The 19198-nt window shown below is 54.7% G+C and carries 21 protein-coding genes and 1 other annotated feature; of the genes, 16 read left to right on the top strand and 5 right to left on the bottom strand.

Features of this window, described 5'->3' with window-relative positions; translation table 11 throughout:
• Positions 1-68: 68 nt before the first annotated feature.
• From puuD to BTJ39_RS11830, 4 genes are all read left to right on the top strand, one after another.
• Positions 69-833: a gamma-glutamyl-gamma-aminobutyrate hydrolase gene (gene puuD / locus BTJ39_RS11845; protein WP_078002912.1), complete on the top strand. Its 765-nt coding sequence runs from the start codon at positions 69-71 to the stop codon at positions 831-833.
• Positions 830-1387: an HTH-type transcriptional regulator PuuR gene (puuR, locus tag BTJ39_RS11840; protein WP_078002911.1), complete on the top strand. Its 558-nt coding sequence runs from the start codon at positions 830-832 to the stop codon at positions 1385-1387. Before puuD ends, puuR begins: the two co-directional genes overlap by 4 nt.
• Positions 1388-1419: 32 nt before the next feature.
• The gene (locus BTJ39_RS11835) at positions 1420-2697 is read left to right on the top strand and encodes an NAD(P)/FAD-dependent oxidoreductase (protein ID WP_078002910.1); all 1278 of its coding nucleotides are present in this window, start codon (positions 1420-1422) and stop codon (positions 2695-2697) included.
• Positions 2698-2790: 93 nt separating this feature from the next.
• Complete coding sequence (locus BTJ39_RS11830; protein ID WP_078002909.1) at positions 2791-3201, top strand: GtrA family protein; 411 nt, start codon at positions 2791-2793, stop codon at positions 3199-3201.
• Positions 3202-3217: 16 nt separating this feature from the next.
• On the opposite strand, the gene BTJ39_RS11825 is transcribed toward BTJ39_RS11830, so the two are convergent.
• Positions 3218-4039: an SDR family oxidoreductase gene (locus BTJ39_RS11825; protein WP_078002908.1), complete on the bottom strand. Its 822-nt coding sequence runs from the start codon at positions 4037-4039 to the stop codon at positions 3218-3220.
• A gap of 171 nt (positions 4040-4210) precedes the next feature.
• On the opposite strand from BTJ39_RS11825, the gene hisL reads away from it, so the two are divergent.
• From hisL to BTJ39_RS11770, 12 genes are all read left to right on the top strand, one after another.
• Positions 4211-4258 (top strand): his operon leader peptide, encoded by a 48-nt coding sequence (gene hisL, locus BTJ39_RS24560; RefSeq protein ID WP_101741515.1) that lies wholly within the window; start codon positions 4211-4213, stop codon positions 4256-4258.
• Positions 4234-4355 (top strand) — a sequence feature (His leader region). It overlaps the preceding gene by 25 nt.
• 78 nt (positions 4356-4433) lie before the next feature.
• The gene (gene hisG / locus BTJ39_RS11820; RefSeq protein ID WP_078002907.1) at positions 4434-5333 is read left to right on the top strand and encodes an ATP phosphoribosyltransferase; all 900 of its coding nucleotides are present in this window, start codon (positions 4434-4436) and stop codon (positions 5331-5333) included.
• A gap of 6 nt (positions 5334-5339) precedes the next feature.
• On the top strand, positions 5340-6647 hold the full coding sequence (gene hisD / locus BTJ39_RS11815; protein WP_078002906.1) for a histidinol dehydrogenase: 1308 nt from the start codon (positions 5340-5342) through the stop codon (positions 6645-6647).
• Positions 6644-7735 (top strand): histidinol-phosphate transaminase, encoded by a 1092-nt coding sequence (hisC, locus tag BTJ39_RS11810; RefSeq protein ID WP_078002905.1) that lies wholly within the window; start codon positions 6644-6646, stop codon positions 7733-7735. The genes hisD and hisC overlap by 4 nt, the downstream gene beginning before the upstream one ends.
• Positions 7732-8799 carry a bifunctional histidinol-phosphatase/imidazoleglycerol-phosphate dehydratase HisB gene (hisB, locus tag BTJ39_RS11805; protein WP_078002904.1) on the top strand — a complete coding sequence of 356 codons (1068 nt, stop codon included), beginning with the start codon at positions 7732-7734 and terminating at the stop codon, positions 8797-8799. Before hisC ends, hisB begins: the two co-directional genes overlap by 4 nt.
• Entirely contained in the window at positions 8799-9389 is a 591-nt protein-coding gene (gene hisH, locus BTJ39_RS11800; RefSeq protein WP_078002903.1) for an imidazole glycerol phosphate synthase subunit HisH, read from the top strand. Before hisB ends, hisH begins: the two co-directional genes overlap by 1 nt.
• 3 nt (positions 9390-9392) lie before the next feature.
• Complete coding sequence (gene hisA / locus BTJ39_RS11795; protein ID WP_078002902.1) at positions 9393-10130, top strand: 1-(5-phosphoribosyl)-5-[(5-phosphoribosylamino)methylideneamino]imidazole-4-carboxamide isomerase; 738 nt, start codon at positions 9393-9395, stop codon at positions 10128-10130.
• Positions 10112-10888 carry an imidazole glycerol phosphate synthase subunit HisF gene (gene hisF / locus BTJ39_RS11790; protein ID WP_078002901.1) on the top strand — a complete coding sequence of 259 codons (777 nt, stop codon included), beginning with the start codon at positions 10112-10114 and terminating at the stop codon, positions 10886-10888. Before hisA ends, hisF begins: the two co-directional genes overlap by 19 nt.
• Positions 10882-11493 (top strand): bifunctional phosphoribosyl-AMP cyclohydrolase/phosphoribosyl-ATP diphosphatase HisIE, encoded by a 612-nt coding sequence (gene hisIE, locus BTJ39_RS11785; RefSeq protein WP_078002900.1) that lies wholly within the window; start codon positions 10882-10884, stop codon positions 11491-11493. Before hisF ends, hisIE begins: the two co-directional genes overlap by 7 nt.
• Positions 11494-11549: 56 nt before the next feature.
• Positions 11550-12026 (top strand): YbaK/prolyl-tRNA synthetase associated domain-containing protein, encoded by a 477-nt coding sequence (locus BTJ39_RS11780; protein WP_078002899.1) that lies wholly within the window; start codon positions 11550-11552, stop codon positions 12024-12026.
• A 75-nt stretch (positions 12027-12101) separates the two neighbouring features.
• A complete protein-coding gene (locus tag BTJ39_RS11775; RefSeq protein WP_078002898.1) occupies positions 12102-12899 on the top strand; it encodes an ABC transporter substrate-binding protein in 798 nt (265 codons plus the stop codon).
• 99 nt (positions 12900-12998) lie between these two features.
• Positions 12999-14114, top strand: coding sequence for a succinylglutamate desuccinylase/aspartoacylase family protein (locus tag BTJ39_RS11770; protein WP_078002897.1), 1116 nt, complete (start codon positions 12999-13001; stop codon positions 14112-14114).
• 17 nt (positions 14115-14131) lie between these two features.
• Here the strand turns inward: BTJ39_RS11770 and BTJ39_RS24555 are convergent, their stop codons facing one another.
• The 4 genes from BTJ39_RS24555 to galF all read right to left on the bottom strand — a co-directional run bounded on the left by BTJ39_RS24555 (position 14132) and on the right by galF (position 19026).
• Positions 14132-14917: a hypothetical protein gene (locus BTJ39_RS24555; RefSeq protein ID WP_139356340.1), complete on the bottom strand. Its 786-nt coding sequence runs from the start codon at positions 14915-14917 to the stop codon at positions 14132-14134.
• A 290-nt stretch (positions 14918-15207) separates the two neighbouring features.
• Positions 15208-16614, bottom strand: a complete 1407-nt coding sequence (gene gndA, locus BTJ39_RS11760; protein ID WP_078002895.1) for an NADP-dependent phosphogluconate dehydrogenase — start codon at positions 16612-16614, stop codon at positions 15208-15210.
• Positions 16615-17068: 454 nt separating this feature from the next.
• Positions 17069-18082, bottom strand: a complete 1014-nt coding sequence (gene galE / locus BTJ39_RS11755; RefSeq protein ID WP_078002894.1) for a UDP-glucose 4-epimerase GalE — start codon at positions 18080-18082, stop codon at positions 17069-17071.
• Between the two features lie 41 nt (positions 18083-18123).
• Positions 18124-19026, bottom strand: a complete 903-nt coding sequence (gene galF / locus BTJ39_RS11750; protein ID WP_078002893.1) for a UTP--glucose-1-phosphate uridylyltransferase GalF — start codon at positions 19024-19026, stop codon at positions 18124-18126.
• Between the last annotated feature and the right edge of the window lie 172 nt (positions 19027-19198).

Raw genomic sequence — 19198 nt, 5'->3', positions numbered from 1 at the left:
ATATTAACCAAAGCGGTGATAAAAAGCGCAATACTGTTTAAAATATTTTCCAGGGTGCAGGGGGTATGATGGGCATTATTTTTGACAAGCCCTTGATTGGCGTAGTGATGTGCCAGAACCAGTTAGCAGGCCACGCCGTGCAAAGCGTTCACAACAAATACCTTGATGCCCTATTTTCCGCCGGCGGTATTCCCCTGGCCCTTCCCCACGGTCTGGCAACCACGCCTGAGCTATTAGAAAAAAGTATGACCGCGCTCAGCGGGATCCTACTTACCGGCAGCCCCAGCAATATAGAACCTCATCACTATGGCGAGACGTCCGTCGAACCCGATAACGACCCGGGCCGCGATCGACTGGCATTTGCCCTGGTACACAGCGTTATTCGTCGGCGTATGCCATTAATGGCTATCTGCCGGGGTTTGCAGGAGTTGGTTGTCGCCACAGGCGGTACGCTGCATCGCGCATTGCATCTGGTCGATGGGTTGCGGGAACACCGCGAGGACCACGCCCTGCCGCTGGAGCAGCAGTACGCACCGGCCCATGAAGTTTGGGTACAACCGCAAGGCGTGCTAAGTGAGCTGCTGCCAGGCTGTGAAAAGTTCTGGGTAAATTCGCTGCATGCGCAGGGCGTGCGCTCACTAGGCGCTATGGCCCGTATTGAAGCCCATGCGGCTGACGGCCTGATTGAAGCCATCAGTCTGAACGATCACCCGTTTGCCCTTGCTCTGCAGTGGCATCCGGAATGGCAGAGCGAAACCTCTGCGCTTTCTCGCCCGCTATTCGCCGGCTTTATCCAGGCCAGTCAGCGCTATCAAAAGGAACACCGGATATGAACGAACTCCCTCTGGCGCCGGGACGGCGGCTGGCAGAAATTCGCCAGCACATGGGATTATCGCAGCGTCGGGTAGCCGAACTTTCCGGCCTGACGCACAGCGCTATCAGCACCATCGAACAGGATAAAGTCAGCCCGGCATTAAGCACCCTTCAGAAGTTACTGAAAGTTTACGGCCTGTCGCTATCAGCGTTTTTTGCAGAACCGGTGGTGAACTCGCCGCCCAAAGTGGTGATTAACGCTGATGAGCTGGTTGATATTGGCAGCCAGGGCGTATCGCTGCGGTTAATTCATAATGGCAATCCGGAGCGAACCCTCGCCATGATGCTGGAAAGCTATGAACCCGGCGCCACGACCGGAGAAAAAATCCGCCATCAGGGGGAAGAAACCGGCACGCTGCTGGAAGGGGAGATTGTACTGACCATTGGCGGACAGGTTTACAACCTGAGCGCCGGACAGAGCTACGTGATTAATACTGGCATCGCCCACAGCTTTACCAATACCTCGACAAAACTTTGTCGCATTGTCAGCGCCCATACGCCGACAACCTTTTAGTTGGGCTTTTGGCCTGTGTCCGGAGTGTGTTTATGGATCATGTGAATAGCTATTATGCCGCAACGGCCAATACTTTTGCTGCCTGGCCGACGCTGCAAGACACCATAGAGTGTGACGTTTGCGTCATCGGCGCCGGCTTTACCGGCCTCTCTTCGGCGCTATTTCTGACGGAGGCGGGTTTTGATGTGGTGGTGCTGGAAGCGGCCCGGGTTGGCTTTGGCGCCAGCGGCCGTAACGGCGGTCAGGTCGTCAATTCATATAGCCGGGACATTGATGTGATTGAAAAGCACTATGGCCAGGAAAGCGCACGGATGCTCGGCAGCATGATGTTTGAAGGCGCTGAGATTATTCACGATCGTATCGATCGCTACGCAATTAACTGCGATTACCGGCCCGGGGGAATTTTTGCCGCACTGAATGCCCGCCAGATGGCGCATCTGCGTCAGCAAAAAGAACGCTGGCAGCGCTATGGCAATCATCAGCTTGAACTGCTGGATGAAACCGGCATCCGCCGCGAAATCGCGAGCGAGCGCTTCGTGGGAGGTCTGCTGGATAAACGCGGCGGCCACCTTCACCCGCTCAATCTGGCCCTCGGTGAAGCGGAGGCTATTCGCCGCCACGGCGGTCGAATTTATGAACGCTCTGCGGCAGTCCGGGTTGAGCATGGCGCGACTAAGCGCGTTTATACCGCTGAGGGTTGCGTGCAGGCCAAATATATTATCTGGGCGACGAATGCTTATCTTACACCGGATGTTGAACCACGACTGACAAAGCGCAGCATGCCATGCGGCTCGCAGATTGTTGTCACCGAGCCGCTGTCTAACGATCTCGCCCTCTCCTTGCTGCCTAATAATCGCTGCGTGGAGGACTGTAACTATCTGCTGGATTATTTTCGCCTCACCGCCGATAACCGCCTGCTGTTCGGCGGCGGCGTCATCTACGGCGCCCGGGAACCTGATGACGTGATTTCATTAATCCGCCCGAAAATGCTCAAAACCTTCCCACAGCTGCAGGGGGTTAAATTCGACTACGCCTGGAGCGGTAATTTTCTGTTAACCCTGTCACGGATGCCGCAGCTAGGCCAGTTCGAAGAGGGCGAATTTTATATTCAGGGCGACAGCGGCCACGGCGTGACCTTCACCCACCTGGCGGGCAGGCTGGTTACCGAAGCGATACGCGGTGAAAAGCAGCGCTTTGATGCCTTCGCCAGGCTGCCACAGCTGCCTTTTCCCGGCGGCCATCGTCTGCGCATTCCCTTTACCGCAATAGGCGCCGCATGGTACGCCCTGCGCGACAGGTTTGGAGTATAAGCATCAATAAGGTTAGCGTTGCTAAACGCACCAAACTGCCTGAAAATAACCGATTAGCTCAAACCGCCAACGGCGCTGTAACTTTCCAGAAAAATGAAAAAACTTATTGGCGAGACGTTTAAATTCGGCGTGACCGGGGTAATTGGCTTTGCCGTTGATACGCTGGTGCTGTACCTGCTGAAAGGCCTGATTGGTCTGTATGCCGCAAGGCTGATTTCCTTTATCTGCGCGGTAATGACAACCTGGATAATTAACCGCACGGTGACCTTCTCCGCCACGCCCTCCCACCACGGTAAACGGAAAGAGTTCGCGGTTTACCTCCTGCTTATGTGCATTGGCGGCGCGGCCAACCTCGGTAGCTATTCGGTCCTTATCGCCCTCTCCTCTCTGGCCCGCCAGTATCCGATACTGGCGGTGGCAGCAGGCAGCATTATCGGCATGTTTTTTAACTTTACCCTGTCCAGAACGCTGCTTTATCACGGCAAGGCAAAAGGCCCCAGCTGATGCCGGGCTGCCCGGCTTAACTTAATGGCATATTGCTCGGATTAGGATACTGGTAGCGAAACCCCAGCTCGCGGCATATTTTACTGCCATCAATAACTTTTCCCTGCTGGCGGGGCGGCGCATCGCTGAACTGCGGCGGCGTCAGCCCCAACTGACGCGTCACTTCAGGATAAAAGTGACGCCTGGCCGGATGCTCAGGCGAGCAGATATTCCACACACCGCCGTTGCCACGCTCAAGCAGCAGGATCAGCGCGTCAATCACATCGTCAAGATGGACCAGATTAACACCGTGGTGCCCGTTCTCCAGCCCGCTCTTACCCGCCAGAAAACGCCCTGGATGGCGCTGCGGGCCAACCAGCCCCGCCAGCCGCAGAATATCGACCTGAGTTCCGGGCAGATCGTGCAGCCAGCTTTCGAGCTGCGCCAGCGTTCTTCCTGTCTCCGTGATTGGATGCAGCGGCGAATCCTCGCTAACGCTGCCATTCGCATCACCGTACACGGAGGTTGAGCTGGTAAATAAAATACGTGGAACCCCGCGGGCCAGCGCGCTGTCAACCAGCTGTTGAACCGCCAGCAAATAGTTACCGCCGCTGGCCGTCTGACTCGCAGGCAGCAAGACCACCAGCGCATCCACATTCAACAGAGCCTCAAGATGTTCCGTTTCACACTCCAGCCAGGGCGTTAACAGCAGCTGATAGCTATCAATGCCGCACATGCGCGCCGCTTCGACGCCATCGGGCGTCGTTTTGCTGCCACATACCTGCCATCCCCGGGCATTTAACGCCTGCGCCAGCGGCATTCCCAACCATCCCAGCCCAACAATCGCCACTCTTTTCATCCCAACCTCCAACGCGGGTTAAGCGTTAAGGCTACGCCAGCCACAGACGACTGACAATCACCGCTTGATAAGAGAATCTTTCGTCATTGACAAAAAACAGTTGCGCTGCGGCGCCATTGTGGTTAGGTTAATTATCAGATTATGAATAGTGATTCATTTAAAAGAGAAATTATGACACGCGCTCAGTTTAACCATCATCACCACCATCATCCTGACTAGTCTTTCAGGCGATGTGTGCTGGAAGACGTTCAGATCTTCCAGTGGTGCAAAGCGCGATGAGAGCCCCCGGAAGATCGACTTCCGGGGGCTTTTTTTTTAGTCCGATGAAACCATAACCAGACGCTGCTCATCATTTCGTTACCGGCTTAAATATCGACAAAGAGGAACGGGCATCATGTTAGATAATTCACGTTTACGCATAGCTATGCAAAAATCGGGGCGTCTGAGCGACGATTCACGCGAACTACTTGCCCGCTGCGGCATTAAAATTAATTTACAACAGCAGCGCCTGATAGCCTTTGCTGAAAACATGCCCATCGACATTCTGCGCGTACGTGATGACGATATTCCCGGTCTGGTAATGGATGGCGTCGTTGACCTTGGCATTATCGGCGAAAACGTGCTGGAAGAAGAGCTTCTGACCCGCCGGGCCCAAGGCGAAGACCCGCGCTATCAGACGCTGCGCCGCCTCGATTTCGGCGGCTGCCGCCTGTCGCTGGCCATGCCGGTAGATGCGCAGTACAGCGGCCCGCAGTGTCTGAACAATACCCGCATCGCCACCTCTTACCCTCACCTGATGAAAAAGTATTTCGATCAGCAAGGCATCAGCTTTAAATCCTGCCTGCTGAATGGCTCGGTCGAAGTGGCGCCGCGCGCCGGTCTTGCCGACGCTATCTGCGATCTGGTCTCTACTGGCGCCACGCTGGAGGCCAACGGCCTGCGTGAAGTCGAAGTCATTTATCGTTCCAAAGCCTGCTTGATCCAACGTGACGGTGAAATGCCCGCCGTCAAGCAACAGCTGATCGACAAGCTAATGACCCGTATTCAGGGCGTTATTCAGGCGCGCGAATCTAAATACATCATGCTGCACGCGCCGGGCGATCGCCTGGAAGACATTATCGCTCTGTTGCCCGGCGCCGAACGCCCTACCGTGCTGCCGCTGGCCGGTGATAAAAGCCGCGTCGCAATGCATATGGTCAGCAGCGAGACCCTGTTCTGGGAGACGATGGAAAAGCTGAAAGCACTGGGCGCCAGCTCGATTCTGGTGTTGCCGATTGAAAAAATGATGGAGTAAACAATTATGGCCGAGTTTACCACCCCCATAGACTGGCAGCAGTGCAGCCCGCAACAGCAAACCGATTTGCTGATGCGTCCGGCGCTTTCAGCCTCCGGCACGATTAGCCAGACCGTCAGTGCCATCCTGGAAAAAGTCCAGGCACAGGGCGATGAGGCGCTACGTTTTTATAATCAGCAGTTTGATAAAACAGAGGTGGACAGGCTGCAAGTCAGTGCGGCGCAGATCGCCGGAGCCGCAGACCGTCTGAGCGAAGAGTTAAAACAGGCGATGGCGGTGGCGGTTGGCAACATCGAGACCTTCCATCGCGCTCAGCAGCTGGCAACGGTCGACGTTGAAACCATGCCAGGCGTTCGCTGCCAGCAGTTGACCCGTCCGCTGGACGCCGTCGGTCTGTATATTCCCGGTGGCTCCGCGCCGCTGTTTTCCACGGTGCTAATGCTGGCAACCCCGGCGCGCATCGCTGGCTGCCGACGGGTGGTGCTCTGCTCGCCGCCGCCGATTGCCGATGAAATACTTTATGCCGCCTCGCTGTGCGGCGTAAAAGAGGTCTTCCAGGTTGGCGGCGCGCAGGCTATCGCCGCGCTGGCGCTGGGAACGGAAAGCGTGCCGAAAGTCGACAAAATATTCGGTCCCGGCAACGCCTGGGTGACCGAAGCAAAACGTCAGGTCAGCCAGCGCCTTGACGGGGCGGCTATCGATATGCCAGCCGGCCCCTCCGAAGTGCTGGTTATCGCCGATGAGGGCGCGACGCCGGACTTCGTTGCCTCTGATCTGTTATCTCAGGCTGAACACGGACCGGATTCCCAAGTTATTCTGCTGACACCCTGTGCAGCCATGGCGCGCCGGGTGGCCGAAGCGGTGGAAAAGCAGCTGGCGGCGCTTCCGCGAGCGGAAACGGCGCGCAAGGCGCTGACCAGCAGCCGCCTGATTGTGGCGCGCGATCTGGCGCAGTGTGTGGAAATCAGCAATCGCTACGGGCCGGAGCACCTGATTATTCAGACGCGCGATGCGCGTTCGCTGGTTGACAGCATCACCAGCGCCGGCTCGGTGTTTCTCGGCGACTGGTCTCCTGAATCGGCGGGCGATTATGCCTCCGGCACCAACCACGTGCTGCCAACTTACGGCTATACGGCCACCTGCTCCAGCCTTGGGCTGGCCGATTTTCAAAAGCGCATGACCGTGCAGGAACTGACGCCACAGGGCTTTATGTCTCTGGCTGCAACCATTGAAATCCTGGCCGGCGCCGAGCGACTGGTAGCCCATAAAAATGCGGTATCACTGCGCGTCGCCGCGCTGAAGGAGCAAGCATGAGCCTGAGCATTGAACAACTGGCGCGCGCTAACGTGCGCGCGCTCACCCCTTACCAGTCAGCCCGGCGTCTGGGGGGCAACGGTGACGTCTGGCTTAATGCCAACGAATATCCGCTGCCGGTAGACTTCGAGCTGACTCAGCAAACCCTGAATCGCTATCCGGAATGCCAGCCAAAGTTGGTTATCGAACGCTATGCCGACTATGCCGGCTTACAGCCCGATCAGGTACTGACCTGCCGCGGCGCCGATGAGGGAATTGAGCTGCTGATGCGCGCCTTCTGCGAGCCAGGTGAAGACGCGGTGTTGTTTTGTCCCCCGACCTACGGCATGTACAGCGTCAGCGCAGAGACCATCGGCGTGGCCTATCGCATTGTGCAAGCGCGGGAGGACTGGCAGCTTAACCTGGCGGAGATTGAAGCGCGTCTTGACGGCGTAAAACTGCTTTATCTGTGCAGCCCCAATAACCCGACCGGCAACCTGGTCAATCCCGCAGACATCCGCGCGCTGCTGGAAATGACCCGCGGCAAAGCACTGGTGATCGCTGACGAAGCCTACATCGAGTTTTGCCCGCAGGCGTCGGTCGCCGGCTGGCTTGGTGAGTATCCTCATCTGGTGGTATTACGTACGCTGTCTAAAGCCTTCGCGCTTGCCGGTCTGCGCTGTGGGTTTGTACTGGCAAACGCGCCGGTTATTGAACTGCTGCTGAAAGTGATTGCGCCCTATCCGCTGGCAACGCCGGTTGCCGACATCGCAGCCCAGGCGCTGAGCGAGAGCGGGCTGGCGGAAATGCGCCGCCACGTTGAGACCATTAAGCAAAATCGAGAGCAACTGGTTACTGCGCTGCGGCAAAGTCGCTGGGTGGAAGCGGTGTTCGATAGCGAAACCAATTACCTGCTGGTGCGCTTTCGCGCTTCAAGCTTTGTATTTAAATCATTATGGGATCAGGGCATTATTCTGCGTGATCAGAATAAACAACCGGGACTGGCCGGCTGTCTGCGCATTAGCATCGGCACCCGCGCTGAATGCAACCGCGTTATTGACGCCCTCGCCGCACTCCCCGTAAGCGACGACCTCAGGGAGCAAGCATGAGCCAGAAAGTGTTATTTATCGATCGTGATGGAACCTTGATCGGCGAACCTCCGCATGATTTTCAGGTCGACCGCATGGATAAGCTGGCCTTCGAGCCAGATGTTATTCCAGCGCTGTTAGCGTTGCAGAAAGCCGGTTTCGAATTGGTCATGGTGACCAATCAGGACGGGCTGGGAACCGACAGCTTTCCCCAGGCGGACTTCGACGGCCCGCATAATCTGATGATGCAAATCCTGAGCTCGCAGGGCATCCAGTTCAAACAGGTGTTGATCTGCCCGCACAAGCCTGAAGATAACTGCGACTGCCGTAAACCTAAAACCACCCTCGTGGCCTCCTGGCTGGCTGAGAACGCCATGGATAGCGCGAATAGCTACGTCATTGGCGATCGTGCAACTGATATGCAACTGGCGGCCAATATGGGCATTCAGGGGCTGCAATACGGCCAGCAAGGCGTCAGCTGGCGCGCTATCGAACAGCAGCTTACTCGCCGCGATCGCCATGCCCTGGTGCAGCGCGATACCAAAGAGACGCAGATCCGCGTCGAAGTCTGGCTGGATCGCGAAGGGGATAACAAGATTAATACCGGCATTGGTTTCTTTGACCATATGCTGGATCAGATCTGCACCCACGGTGGTTTTCGTATGTCCGTCGAAGCCAAAGGCGATCTGCACATTGACGATCATCACACGGTTGAGGATACCGGCCTGGCGCTGGGCGAAGCGCTACTGAAAGCGCTGGGCGACAAGCGCGGCATTGGTCGCTTTGGCTTTGTGCTGCCGATGGATGAATGCCTGGCGCGCTGTGCGCTGGATATATCCGGACGCCCGCATCTGGAATACAAAGCCGAGTATAACTATCAGCGGGTTGGCGATCTGAGCACCGAAATGGTTGAACACTTTTTCCGCTCGCTGTCGTACGCCATGATGAGTACGCTGCACCTGAAAACCAAAGGACGTAACGATCACCATCGGGTAGAAAGCCTGTTTAAAGCGTTTGGCCGCACCCTGCGCCAGGCGATCCGCGTCAGCGGGGACCGGCTGCCAAGCTCAAAAGGAGTGCTGTGATGAAGGTCGCGATCCTTGATACCGGCTGCGCCAACCTTTCCTCGGTGAAATGGGCGGTGCAACGCCTCGGCTATCAACCTACCGTCAGCCGCGATCTCGACGTAATACTGGCCGCCGATAAGCTGTTTCTGCCCGGCGTCGGCACCGCGCAGGCAGCGATGGATCAGCTCAGACAGCGCGAGCTAACCGATTTGATTAAGGCCTGTACCCAGCCGGTGCTTGGCATCTGCCTTGGCATGCAGCTACTCGGCCTGCGCAGCGAAGAAAACAGCGGCGTTGAGACGCTCGGACTGATTGACCAGCCGGTGGTGAAAATGGTCTCAGAGGGACTGCCGCTACCGCATATGGGTTGGAATCAAATTACGCCTCAGGCCCAGCATCGCCTGTTTCGCGGCATTGCTGCCGGCAGTTATTTCTATTTTGTACATAGCTACGCGATGCCGGTAAACGCCAGCACTATCGCCCAGTGCGACTACGATGGCGCCTTTAGCGCAGCGGTGCAGAAAGATAATTTTTTTGGCGTGCAGTTTCATCCGGAGCGCTCCGGCGCGGCGGGTGCCCAACTGTTGAAAAATTTCCTGGAGATGTAGTGGATGATAATCCCGGCACTGGATTTAATTGATGGCAAGGTGGTACGTCTCCACCAGGGCGACTATGGCCAGCAGCGCGACTACGGTAGCGATCCGCTGCCGCGCCTGCAATCCTACCAGCAGCAAGGCGCGGAAATGCTGCATCTGGTTGATTTAACCGGCGCGAAAGACCCGAGCCGCCGCCAGCTCTCGTTACTGAAGACCCTGCTTTCAGGGGTCAGCGTGCCGGTACAGATCGGCGGCGGTATCCGCAGCCGCGCCGACGTTGAAGCACTGCTGGAGGCAGGCGCATCGCGAGTGGTGGTCGGATCGACTGCGGTGAAAAATCCAGACGAAGTCGCCAGCTGGTTCAGCGCCTTCGGCGCTCAGCGTATCGTGCTGGCGCTCGACGTACGTATTGACGGCAGCAATCGCAAAGAAGTGGCAATCAGCGGCTGGCAGGAAGCCGGCGGTGTGACTCTGGAAGAGGTTATCGCGCGCTTTACGCCGCTGGGGCTGCAGCATGTTCTCTGCACCGACATCTCCCGCGACGGTACGCTACAGGGCTCCAATGTGTCGCTTTATCAGGAGATTTCCGCGCGCTTCCCGCAGGTCGCTTTTCAGTCGTCCGGCGGTATCGGCTCGCTGGCGGATATTGCCGCCCTGCGCGGCGGCGGCGCCCGTGGGGTGATTGTCGGCCGTGCGCTGCTGGAGAATAAATTTACCGTTTCGGAGGCTATAGCATGCTGGCAAAACGCATAATTCCCTGCCTGGACGTTCGCGACGGTCAGGTGGTCAAAGGCGTGCAGTTCCGCAATCACGAAATTATCGGTGATATCGTGCCGCTGGCGCAGCGTTATGCCGCAGAGGGCGCCGACGAGCTGGTTTTTTATGATATCACCGCCTCATCAGATGGACGCGTAGTGGATAAAAGCTGGGTGTCGCGCGTTGCCGAGGTAATCGATATTCCGTTTTGCGTTGCCGGCGGCATTAAGCGCGAAGAGGACGCCGCGCAGATCCTCTCTTTCGGCGCAGATAAAATCTCCATTAACTCCCCGGCACTGGCCGATCCGACGCTGATAACTCGCCTTGCAGACCGTTTTGGCGTGCAGTGCATCGTGGTTGGCATCGATACCTGGTATGACGACGTCAGCGATAAGTATCAGGTAAACCAGTATACCGGCGATGAAAAACGTACCCGCATAACGCAATGGCAAACCCTTGACTGGGTTAAAGAAGTGCAAACCCGCGGCGCCGGGGAAATTGTATTGAATATGATGAACCAGGACGGCGTACGTAATGGTTATGATCTGGTGCAGTTGAAGAAGGTGCGTGAGGTTTGCAACGTGCCGCTGATCGCCTCTGGCGGTGCCGGCACGATGGAACACTTTCTGCAAGCCTTCCTCGACGCCGGGGTCGACGGCGCGCTGGCGGCCTCGGTATTTCATAAACAGATTATTAATATTGGCGAGCTGAAAGCCTACCTCGCCGGACAGCAAGTGGAGATTCGCAGGTGCTAACTGAACAACAACTGGCGGCGCTGGACTGGAATAAAACCGCCGGGATGATGCCCGCTATCGTGCAGCATGCCGTTTCCGGCGAAGTGCTGATGCATGGCTATATGAACCCGCAGGCGCTGCAACAGACCCAGCAAAGCGGCCACGTTACCTTCTGGTCGCGCACGAAACAGCGCCTGTGGACCAAAGGAGAAACCTCCGGTAATTTTCTTAAGGTGTTGAGCATCACGCCTGACTGCGACAACGATACGCTGCTGCTGCTGGTCGACCCTGTCGGCCCCACCTGCCATCGTGGCACCTCCAGCTGCTTTTCACCGGCGACCAGCGATTGGGGTTTTCTCTATCAGCTTGAACAGCTGCTGGCAGAGCGTAAGCACGCCGACCCTGAGAGCTCCTACACTGCCAGCCTGTACGCCAGCGGCACGAAGCGCATCGCCCAGAAAGTTGGCGAAGAAGGGGTTGAAACGGCGCTGGCTGCCACGGTGCGCGATCGCGAAGAGCTGGTCAACGAGGCATCGGATCTGGTCTATCACCTGCTGGTGCTGTTGCAGGATCAGGAACGCGATCTGAGCGCCGTAATTAACAATTTGCGGGCAAGGCACAAATAAATTGTCGGGGCGGGATTACGGTCTTCCCGCTCCGCAGCTACCTTAAGGAGTAAAGGATGACAACTGCAGAAAAGCTGCTGCTTTTGCTGGAGCAAAACCAAGCGCAGTTTAAAATAATGGCGCACGAGGCAACCGGTAAATGCGAAGCGGTTGCCGCCATTCGTGGAACGGAAATCGGCCAGGGTGCCAAAGCGCTGGTTTGTCACGTTAAGGGCAACGGACAACAGCAGTATGTTCTGGCAGTGCTACCCGCCGATATGCAGGCCGATTTAACCAAGGTTGCACACGCGGTTGGCGGCCTGCGCGCTTCTCTGGCCAGCCCTGCCGAGGTGGAACGTCTGACCGGCTGCGTTTTCGGTGCTATTCCACCGTTCAGCTTTCACCCGGAACTCAAACTGGTGGTTGACCCAAGCTTATGCCAGCGCAATCGTGAAGTCGCCTTTAACGCAGGCACGCTTGAGCGGTCGGTGGTGATGGATGCCGGCGATTATCAGCGGATCGCAGAGCCCACAGAAGTAAATATCATCAAATGAGCACAGCTCTCTTTCTTTCCCCGGCCTGCCAGCGTAACCTGCGGAATTGGTTATAAAAAAAAGCTCAGGAATACGATGACAAACAAAACATTATCAACGCGCCTGTGCCAGCTGGCACTGTTTGGCTTAATGGCGGGTAGTGCTTTTGCCGCCCAGGCAAAAATCGAAAAAGTGCGCTTTGCCGTCGACCCAACCTATCCCCCTTTTGAATCCAAAACGCCGCAGGGCAAACTGGTCGGTTTCGATATCGATCTCGGCAATGCTCTGTGTGAACAAATGCAGGCTAAATGCGTCTGGGTGGAAAGCCAGTTCGATGGCATGATCCCGGCGCTGAAAGCGCGCAAATTCGACGGTATTCTCTCGGATATGGGAATAACCGAGGAGCGGATGAAGCAGATTGCCTTCAGCGTGCCGCTGTACGATACCCATACCCAGCTGATTGCTCGTAAGGGTTCGGGTTTGCTGCCGACAGCGGAATCGCTGAAGGGGAAAACGGTTGGCGTCGAGCAGGGTACGGTGCAGGAGCGCTACGCGCTGGCCAAGTGGCAGCCTCATGGCGTCAACGTAGTGCCTTATGGCGATCAGGCTCAGGTCGAAAGCGATTTGGTTGCCGGCCGCCTTGATGCGGTATTCACCGATGCCGCTCAGGCCGCCATCGGCTTTTTAAAACAGCCGCAGGGCAAAGATTTCGCGCTGGCCGGCCCTATCGTCCAGGACCCGATTATTGGCCCTGGCACCGCCATCGGCCTGCGTAAAGATGATGCCGAGCTGAAAACCGCCATTGATAGCGCCTTCGCTGAAATCAAAAAGAATGGCACCTTCGATAAGCTACAGAAGAAATACTTCGCAACCGATATTTCCATTCAGCAGTAAAGACGACAGGCGGCCCGACGGCCGCCTGTTACGCTTTCACCTGCCGGATAATTGCGCGCACCGGCTGGCATTAGATCGGCAACAGGATATTAAGCAACTATGCAGCAACAGCACCACCCGCTGTTGAGCGCCGCTCTCGGCACTCAGCGTGAAATTATCAGCTATCACTTCGGCCCACAGAGCGACAGGCAGGTTTATATTCAGGCCTCGCTGCACGGCGACGAGCTGCCGGGCATGGTGGTGGCCTGGTATCTCAAGCAGCATCTGGCTCGACTGGAGGCGGCGGGGAAGCTCAATGCGCGCTTTACGCTGGTGCCGCTAGCGAATCCCATCGCGCTAAGCCAGCACTGGCAAGGCAGCCATCTCGGCCGCTTTCACAGCGAATCGGGCCAGGATTTCAATCGTCAGTTTCCGGCCCTGGGCGCAGCGCTGGCAGCACGCCTGACGCATAAGCTGACCCTGGACGAGCAGCAAAATCGTCGACTGATCCGCGCGGCAATCGATGAGCATTTCAGCAATATCCATCCCGCCAGCGAGCTTGACTCGCAGCGCTTTATCCTGCTGCGCATGGCGGCGCAAGCCGACCTGATGCTCGATCTGCACTGCGACTGGGAAGCGGTTCCTCATCTCTACACTATGCCCCATGCCTGGCCAGAGATTGAACCACTGGCGCGTTTGCTTGGCAGTGAGGTACAACTGCTGGCGCAGATTTCCGGCGGCGAGCCTTTTGACGAAGCCTGCTGTGAGCCATGGATTACCCTCGCAGAGCGCTTTGGCGATAATTATCCAATGCCGCGTGGATTGCTGCCGGCAACGCTCGAACTACGTGGCGTGCGCGACGTTTCAGCAGAGCAAGCCGAACGCGATGCAGAGGCTATTATCGCCGCCCTCACCCACGGCAGCTATATCCAGGGTGATGTCGGCGCGCTGCCTGCGCTGAAAAATCCGGCCTCATCGCTGGCAGGCTGCGAATATCTTTTTGCGCCGCACAGCGGGGTTATCCTGCACCGTCGTCAGCCAGGAGAGTGGATCAAGGCCGGCGAAACGGTCGCGGAGATCCTCGACCCGCTTAGCGACCGGCTGACGCCGATAGTTGCACAGCATGGTGGCCTGCTGTATGCCCGCCACTGGATGCGCTTTGCCACCCGCGGCATGCTGGTCAGCAGGCTGGCGGGTGAAGATGCCGGACGTCGCGGTCAGCTTTTGGTGCCCTAGAGCATGCATCATGCAACTTATGCACGGATCGCTATAAGATTTTTCGCTGTTGGGGAATGACGCTCATCGTTGATATAGACAATAGCGGCTTGCATAATCTCATACTCGTGCGGGTTCTTTTTAACGGTAAGCGTCTGAAGCTTAACATTCAGCTGGTTGATACATTCATCTCTGTAGCCAGCATCTTTTTTAAAACTGTCAAAAGAAAAGTCTTTTACGCTAAGTGATAACGCCCGGGATAAAGCAATATCTTTTTTTGAGGAGGAGCCAGTCAGCAACATATGCTTAGCGACTTCGACGCTATGCCTTGCCCCATTTACCTCTTCTTTACTATTGTTTAAGTAAGTGCTTGCTTTAAGAAAACGGTTAAATCCATTCAGCAGCTTGTATTTATCATCATTAATTTTTAATTGATCATGACTATGTGAATAACGCTTAATTGCTTTTATGGCATTGGTCAAGGTCACAGCTTTCTTATAATTATAGAAACTGGCATTTGGTAATACTTCGCGTATGCGAGGAGCTGAGGGGGTATTTCTGCAACCAGAGAATTTAAGATCGCCTGATGGTGCAGAATACCCTGGTCTATTTAGTGGCTTAACAGAAAGAGTCGATGCTGCACTCCATGATCCTGCAATACTCGACTGCCGTTTGCATTGACCGGAGGAAGACGTTGTTATGCTTGAATTTGATGATGAGGTACTAAATCTATCTTTTTTTGTATCGGTTTGTTGAGGATAATCCCTTAAGCCTAAATATTTAGCCTGTTGCGAGGCAGAGTAATTATTATAAATTATCGACATAGCTCAATATCCTTAATTTTTATCCGTAGTCAGTAATTATTCAGAGCCGTGAATATACCGATACTCGTCAGGACCGGCAATCGACTTCACCCGCCTGGAAAAAATATCAGCGATTTATGATAATTAAATCCGTAAGAGTAAAAGAGGATTTTTAGAGGGTTAAACAATAGCGGTATATAAGGGAGGATTAGACAATGATTTCAATATGCTTAAAGCATCATTACGCGGGGATGGGGAGAGAGTAAAACTAAGCCACCTGCATAGCAGGTGGCTTCATCATAATATAAAGACTAGTCAAGCCACTCAGTGTGGAATACGCCATCTTTATCGATACGTTTGTAGGTATGGGCGCCGAAGTAGTCACGCTGCGCCTGGATCAGGTTAGCAGGCAGAACCGCAGCGCGGTAGCTATCATAGTAGGCGATCGCCGCAGAGAAAGTCGGCGTAGGAATACCGTTCTGCACGGCGTAGGCCACTACGTCACGCAGCGCCTGCTGATATTCATCAGCAATATTTTTGAAGTAAGGCGCCAGCAGCAGGTTAGCGATATCCGCATTGTCAGCATAGGCATCGGTAATTTTCTGCAGGAACTGGGCGCGAATAATGCAGCCGGCGCGGAAAATTTTAGCGATTTCGCCGTAATTCAGATTCCAGTCATACTCGGTTGACGCTGCGCGCAGCTGTGAGAAACCCTGAGCGTAAGAAACAATTTTACCGAGGTAAAGCGCGCGACGAACTTTCTCAATAAACTCGGCTTTATCACCGCTAAAGGCTTTCGCTGCCGGACCGGTAAGCACTTTTGACGCCGCAACGCGCTGCGATTTAAGCGAGGAGAGGTAGCGTGCGAACACTGATTCAGTGATCAGCGACAGCGGCTCGCCGAGATCCAACGAGCTCTGGCTGGTCCATTTACCGGTACCTTTGTTAGCCGCTTCATCAAGGATAACGTCAACCAGGTAATTACCCTGCTCGTCTTTTTTGGTGAAAATGTCTTTTGTGATATCAATCAGATAGCTGCTCAGCTCGCCGTTGTTCCACTCGCTGAAGGTATTGGCTAATTCCTGGTTATCCAGCCCTAACGCGCCCTTCAGCAGCGAATAGGCTTCAGCAATCAGCTGCATATCGCCATATTCGATGCCGTTATGTACCATCTTGACGTAATGACCCGCGCCGTCCGGACCAATATAGGTAACACAAGCCTCGCCTTCGGCACGTGCGGCGATTTTATCCAGAATTGGCGCGACCAGCTCATAAGCCTCTTTCTGGCCGCCAGGCATGATGGAAGGCCCTTTCAGCGCCCCTTCTTCGCCACCGGATACGCCGGTACCGATAAAGTTGAACCCCTGGTCGGAAAGCTCTTTATTACGACGGATGGTATCTTTATAGAAAGTGTTGCCGCCATCAATCAGAATGTCACCCTTATCCAGATGCGGAGTCAGGGATGCGATGGTTTTATCAGTGGCTTCACCGGCCTGCACCATCAGAAGGATGCGGCGCGGTTTTTCCAGCGAATCAACAAACTCTTCAATACTGTAGTATGGTGCCAGCTTCTTGCCCGGGTTCTCCGCCACAACTTCTTCGGTTTTTTCGCGTGAGCGGTTAAAGATAGACACAGTATAGCCGCGGCTTTCGATGTTAAGGGCCAGATTGCGACCCATCACTGCCATACCTACAACGCCAATCTGCTGCTTAGACATTACATACTCCTGTCTGAAGGTTTCTGAGATGTTACCTGTAACATCTGATGAATAAGTAAAAGGTATGCTAACTCAGTCGGCTTATCAAGAGGTAGTTAATGGTGCGCTCAACTATCACTGCAAAAGGCGCAGCGGCGAAAGATACTGCCTCCTCTTAAACCACGCTTACCAGTATGTGATAAATACATTCACCTTTATTAGTACCTCAAATGGCTCGCCCGGGAGTGGGTAAATTATTGCAAGCTATTTCAATGATGGCGAATAGCAAGCTATTGATATAGATGCCTTAATAGTGCCCGATGTGAGTGGTTAATTCCGCCTCTGTTAGCACGGTACTACCTGCGATTGAATTAAAATAGAGAAATAATGGCGGAATTAAAGGAGAAACCTATCAGGACGGAACCAGAAGAATAAAGCCTGCTGCCAGCAGCAGGCTTTAAATAAACAGGCTGAGTTAGCGAAAACCGTTGGGATTTTGCGACTGCCACTTCCAGGTATCGCGCATCATTTCGTCAATGCCACGAGTCACCCGCCAGTTCAGCTCTTTATTTGCCAGAGCGGCATCCGCCCAGAAGGCGGGCAGATCGCCGTCGCGACGTGGCTTAATCTCGTAGGCTATGGTTTTCCCTGACGCTTCTTCAAAGGCCTTAATCATCTCAAGTACTGAAAATCCCTTACCGCCACCGAGATTATAAGCTTTATAGCCATCAGTCTTTTTCAGGTGATCCAGCGCTTTCAGATGACCTTCGGCTAAATCAACCACGTGGATGTAATCACGCTGACAGGTGCCGTCCGGGGTATCATAATCACCGCCAAACACGCCAAGCTTGTCCAGTCTGCCAATGGCAACCTGCGCGATGTACGGCAGCAGGTTATTAGGAATACCCGTAGGGTCCTCGCCAATTTCACCAGACTCATGGGCGCCGACCGGGTTGAAATAACGCAAAGCGATCGCCTTAAACTGCGGTTCCGCTTTGGCGAAGTCGCGCATAATCAGCTCGATCATAAACTTGGAGGTACCGTATGGGCTGGTGGTACCGCCAATAGGCAGTGTTTCCACGTAGGGCACCGGCGCGTCAGCGCCATATACGGTTGCCGAAGAGCTGAAAATAAAGTTCCATACGCCGGCATTGCGCATCTCTTCAAGCAAAATCAGCGTGCCACTTACATTGTTCTGATAGTATTCCAGGGGCAGACGGGTTGATTCTCCAACCGCTTTCAGCGCAGCAAAATGAATCACTGAGCTTATATCGTGGCTGGCGAACAGCTCGCGCAGACATTCACGATCAAGCACATCGCCCTCAACAAAAACTGCTTTTTTGCCCGCTAACTTTTCCACCCGATTGATGGATTCGCGTGATGCATTGTAAAGATTATCTAATACAACTACATCATCACCGCGTTCTAACAGCGCCAGAACGGTATGAGAGCCAATATAGCCTGCGCCCCCGGTAACCAGAATAGCCATTTTCTCTCCTTTAACGCCGTGTTATCACGGCATGGCCAGAATCAATTACTTTTTGCCAGGATCTTTTTGATTTCTTCGCGAAATGCCTGGCCCTGACCGTGGTTACGTAAACCGTAGGTGACGAACGCCTGCATGTAGCCAAGTTTACGTCCGCAGTCAAAGCTTTTACCTGTCATCAGGTGCGCTTCAACCGGCTGTTTTGCATTGAGAGCGGCGATCGCATCCGTCAATTGGATACGGTCCCAGGCGCCGGGTTCGGTTTTCTCCAGCTCAGCCCAGATATCGGCGGAGAGGACGTAACGGCCGACCGCCGTCAGATTAGAATGATAAGATTCCGGATGTTCCGGTTTCTCAACGTAATCAACGATGCGACTAACCTGTCCTTCCGCTTCCAGCTTCTCTTCGGTGGTTATCACTGAATATTCGCTGAGATCGATTTCCGGGTAATAAGAGGTCAGCACCTGGCTGCGGCCGGTTTCCTCGAAACGGGCAACCATTGCCGCCAGATTATAGCGCAGCGGATCGGCAGTGGCGCCATCTAACACCACATCCGGCAGTACGACAACAAAAGGCTGATCGCGCAGCATCGGGCGGGCACATAAGATAGAGTGGCCTAAACCTAAAGGCTGCGGCTGACGCACGTTCATAATCGTCACGCCCGGAGGGCATATAGACTGGACTTCACTAAGCAGCTGGCGCTTCACGCGCTGCTCAAGAAGCGCTTCCAGCTCATAAGACGTATCAAAATGGTTTTCAACCGCATTTTTAGAGGCGTGGGTTACCAGTACAATTTCCTTGATACCCGCAGCAACGATTTCATCCACAATGTACTGGATCATCGGCTTATCAACGATAGGCAGCATCTCTTTAGGAATGGCTTTCGTTGCCGGCAGCATATGCATACCGAGACCCGCTACCGGGATAACTGCTTTAAGCTTGGTCATGTCGTTTCCATTTGAATGAAGTAAAAATAGTCCATCGATTATGCAATACCGAACTGATTAAGCATCATAATCTTAATCCGAAAAGTTAGCCGTAGATCACATTCTGTCTGCGCGAACGCCCGCCAGAGAGGGATCAAAAAAGCTGATTACGCGTTTTTGCAGCTTAATATCC

The sequence above is a fragment of the Izhakiella australiensis genome (genome assembly GCF_002006995.1).
Lineage (GTDB): Bacteria > Pseudomonadota > Gammaproteobacteria > Enterobacterales > Enterobacteriaceae > Izhakiella > Izhakiella australiensis.
Note: the sequence above shows the minus strand (reverse complement) of the source record. Positions and strands in the feature narration are given on the sequence as shown.

What these genes read in the sequence shown, in the direction of transcription:
- puuD (WP_078002912.1), top strand. Translation starts at nt 69, where the DNA reads ATGGGCATTATTTTTGACAAGCCCTTGATTGGCGTAGTGATGTGCCAG.
- BTJ39_RS24555 (WP_139356340.1), bottom strand. Translation starts at nt 14,917, where the DNA reads ATGTCGATAATTTATAATAATTACTCTGCCTCGCAACAGGCTAAATAT.
- BTJ39_RS11770 (WP_078002897.1), top strand. Translation starts at nt 12,999, where the DNA reads ATGCAGCAACAGCACCACCCGCTGTTGAGCGCCGCTCTCGGCACTCAG.
- gndA (WP_078002895.1), bottom strand. Translation starts at nt 16,614, where the DNA reads ATGTCTAAGCAGCAGATTGGCGTTGTAGGTATGGCAGTGATGGGTCGC.
- hisC (WP_078002905.1), top strand. Translation starts at nt 6,644, where the DNA reads ATGAGCCTGAGCATTGAACAACTGGCGCGCGCTAACGTGCGCGCGCTC.
- hisH (WP_078002903.1), top strand. Translation starts at nt 8,799, where the DNA reads ATGAAGGTCGCGATCCTTGATACCGGCTGCGCCAACCTTTCCTCGGTG.
- hisD (WP_078002906.1), top strand. Translation starts at nt 5,340, where the DNA reads ATGGCCGAGTTTACCACCCCCATAGACTGGCAGCAGTGCAGCCCGCAA.
- galE (WP_078002894.1), bottom strand. Translation starts at nt 18,082, where the DNA reads ATGGCTATTCTGGTTACCGGGGGCGCAGGCTATATTGGCTCTCATACC.
- hisG (WP_078002907.1), top strand. Translation starts at nt 4,434, where the DNA reads ATGTTAGATAATTCACGTTTACGCATAGCTATGCAAAAATCGGGGCGT.
- BTJ39_RS11825 (WP_078002908.1), bottom strand. Translation starts at nt 4,039, where the DNA reads ATGAAAAGAGTGGCGATTGTTGGGCTGGGATGGTTGGGAATGCCGCTG.
- puuR (WP_078002911.1), top strand. Translation starts at nt 830, where the DNA reads ATGAACGAACTCCCTCTGGCGCCGGGACGGCGGCTGGCAGAAATTCGC.
- BTJ39_RS11835 (WP_078002910.1), top strand. Translation starts at nt 1,420, where the DNA reads ATGGATCATGTGAATAGCTATTATGCCGCAACGGCCAATACTTTTGCT.
- BTJ39_RS11780 (WP_078002899.1), top strand. Translation starts at nt 11,550, where the DNA reads ATGACAACTGCAGAAAAGCTGCTGCTTTTGCTGGAGCAAAACCAAGCG.
- BTJ39_RS11830 (WP_078002909.1), top strand. Translation starts at nt 2,791, where the DNA reads ATGAAAAAACTTATTGGCGAGACGTTTAAATTCGGCGTGACCGGGGTA.
- hisF (WP_078002901.1), top strand. Translation starts at nt 10,112, where the DNA reads ATGCTGGCAAAACGCATAATTCCCTGCCTGGACGTTCGCGACGGTCAG.
- hisA (WP_078002902.1), top strand. Translation starts at nt 9,393, where the DNA reads ATGATAATCCCGGCACTGGATTTAATTGATGGCAAGGTGGTACGTCTC.
- BTJ39_RS11775 (WP_078002898.1), top strand. Translation starts at nt 12,102, where the DNA reads ATGACAAACAAAACATTATCAACGCGCCTGTGCCAGCTGGCACTGTTT.
- hisB (WP_078002904.1), top strand. Translation starts at nt 7,732, where the DNA reads ATGAGCCAGAAAGTGTTATTTATCGATCGTGATGGAACCTTGATCGGC.
- galF (WP_078002893.1), bottom strand. Translation starts at nt 19,026, where the DNA reads ATGACCAAGCTTAAAGCAGTTATCCCGGTAGCGGGTCTCGGTATGCAT.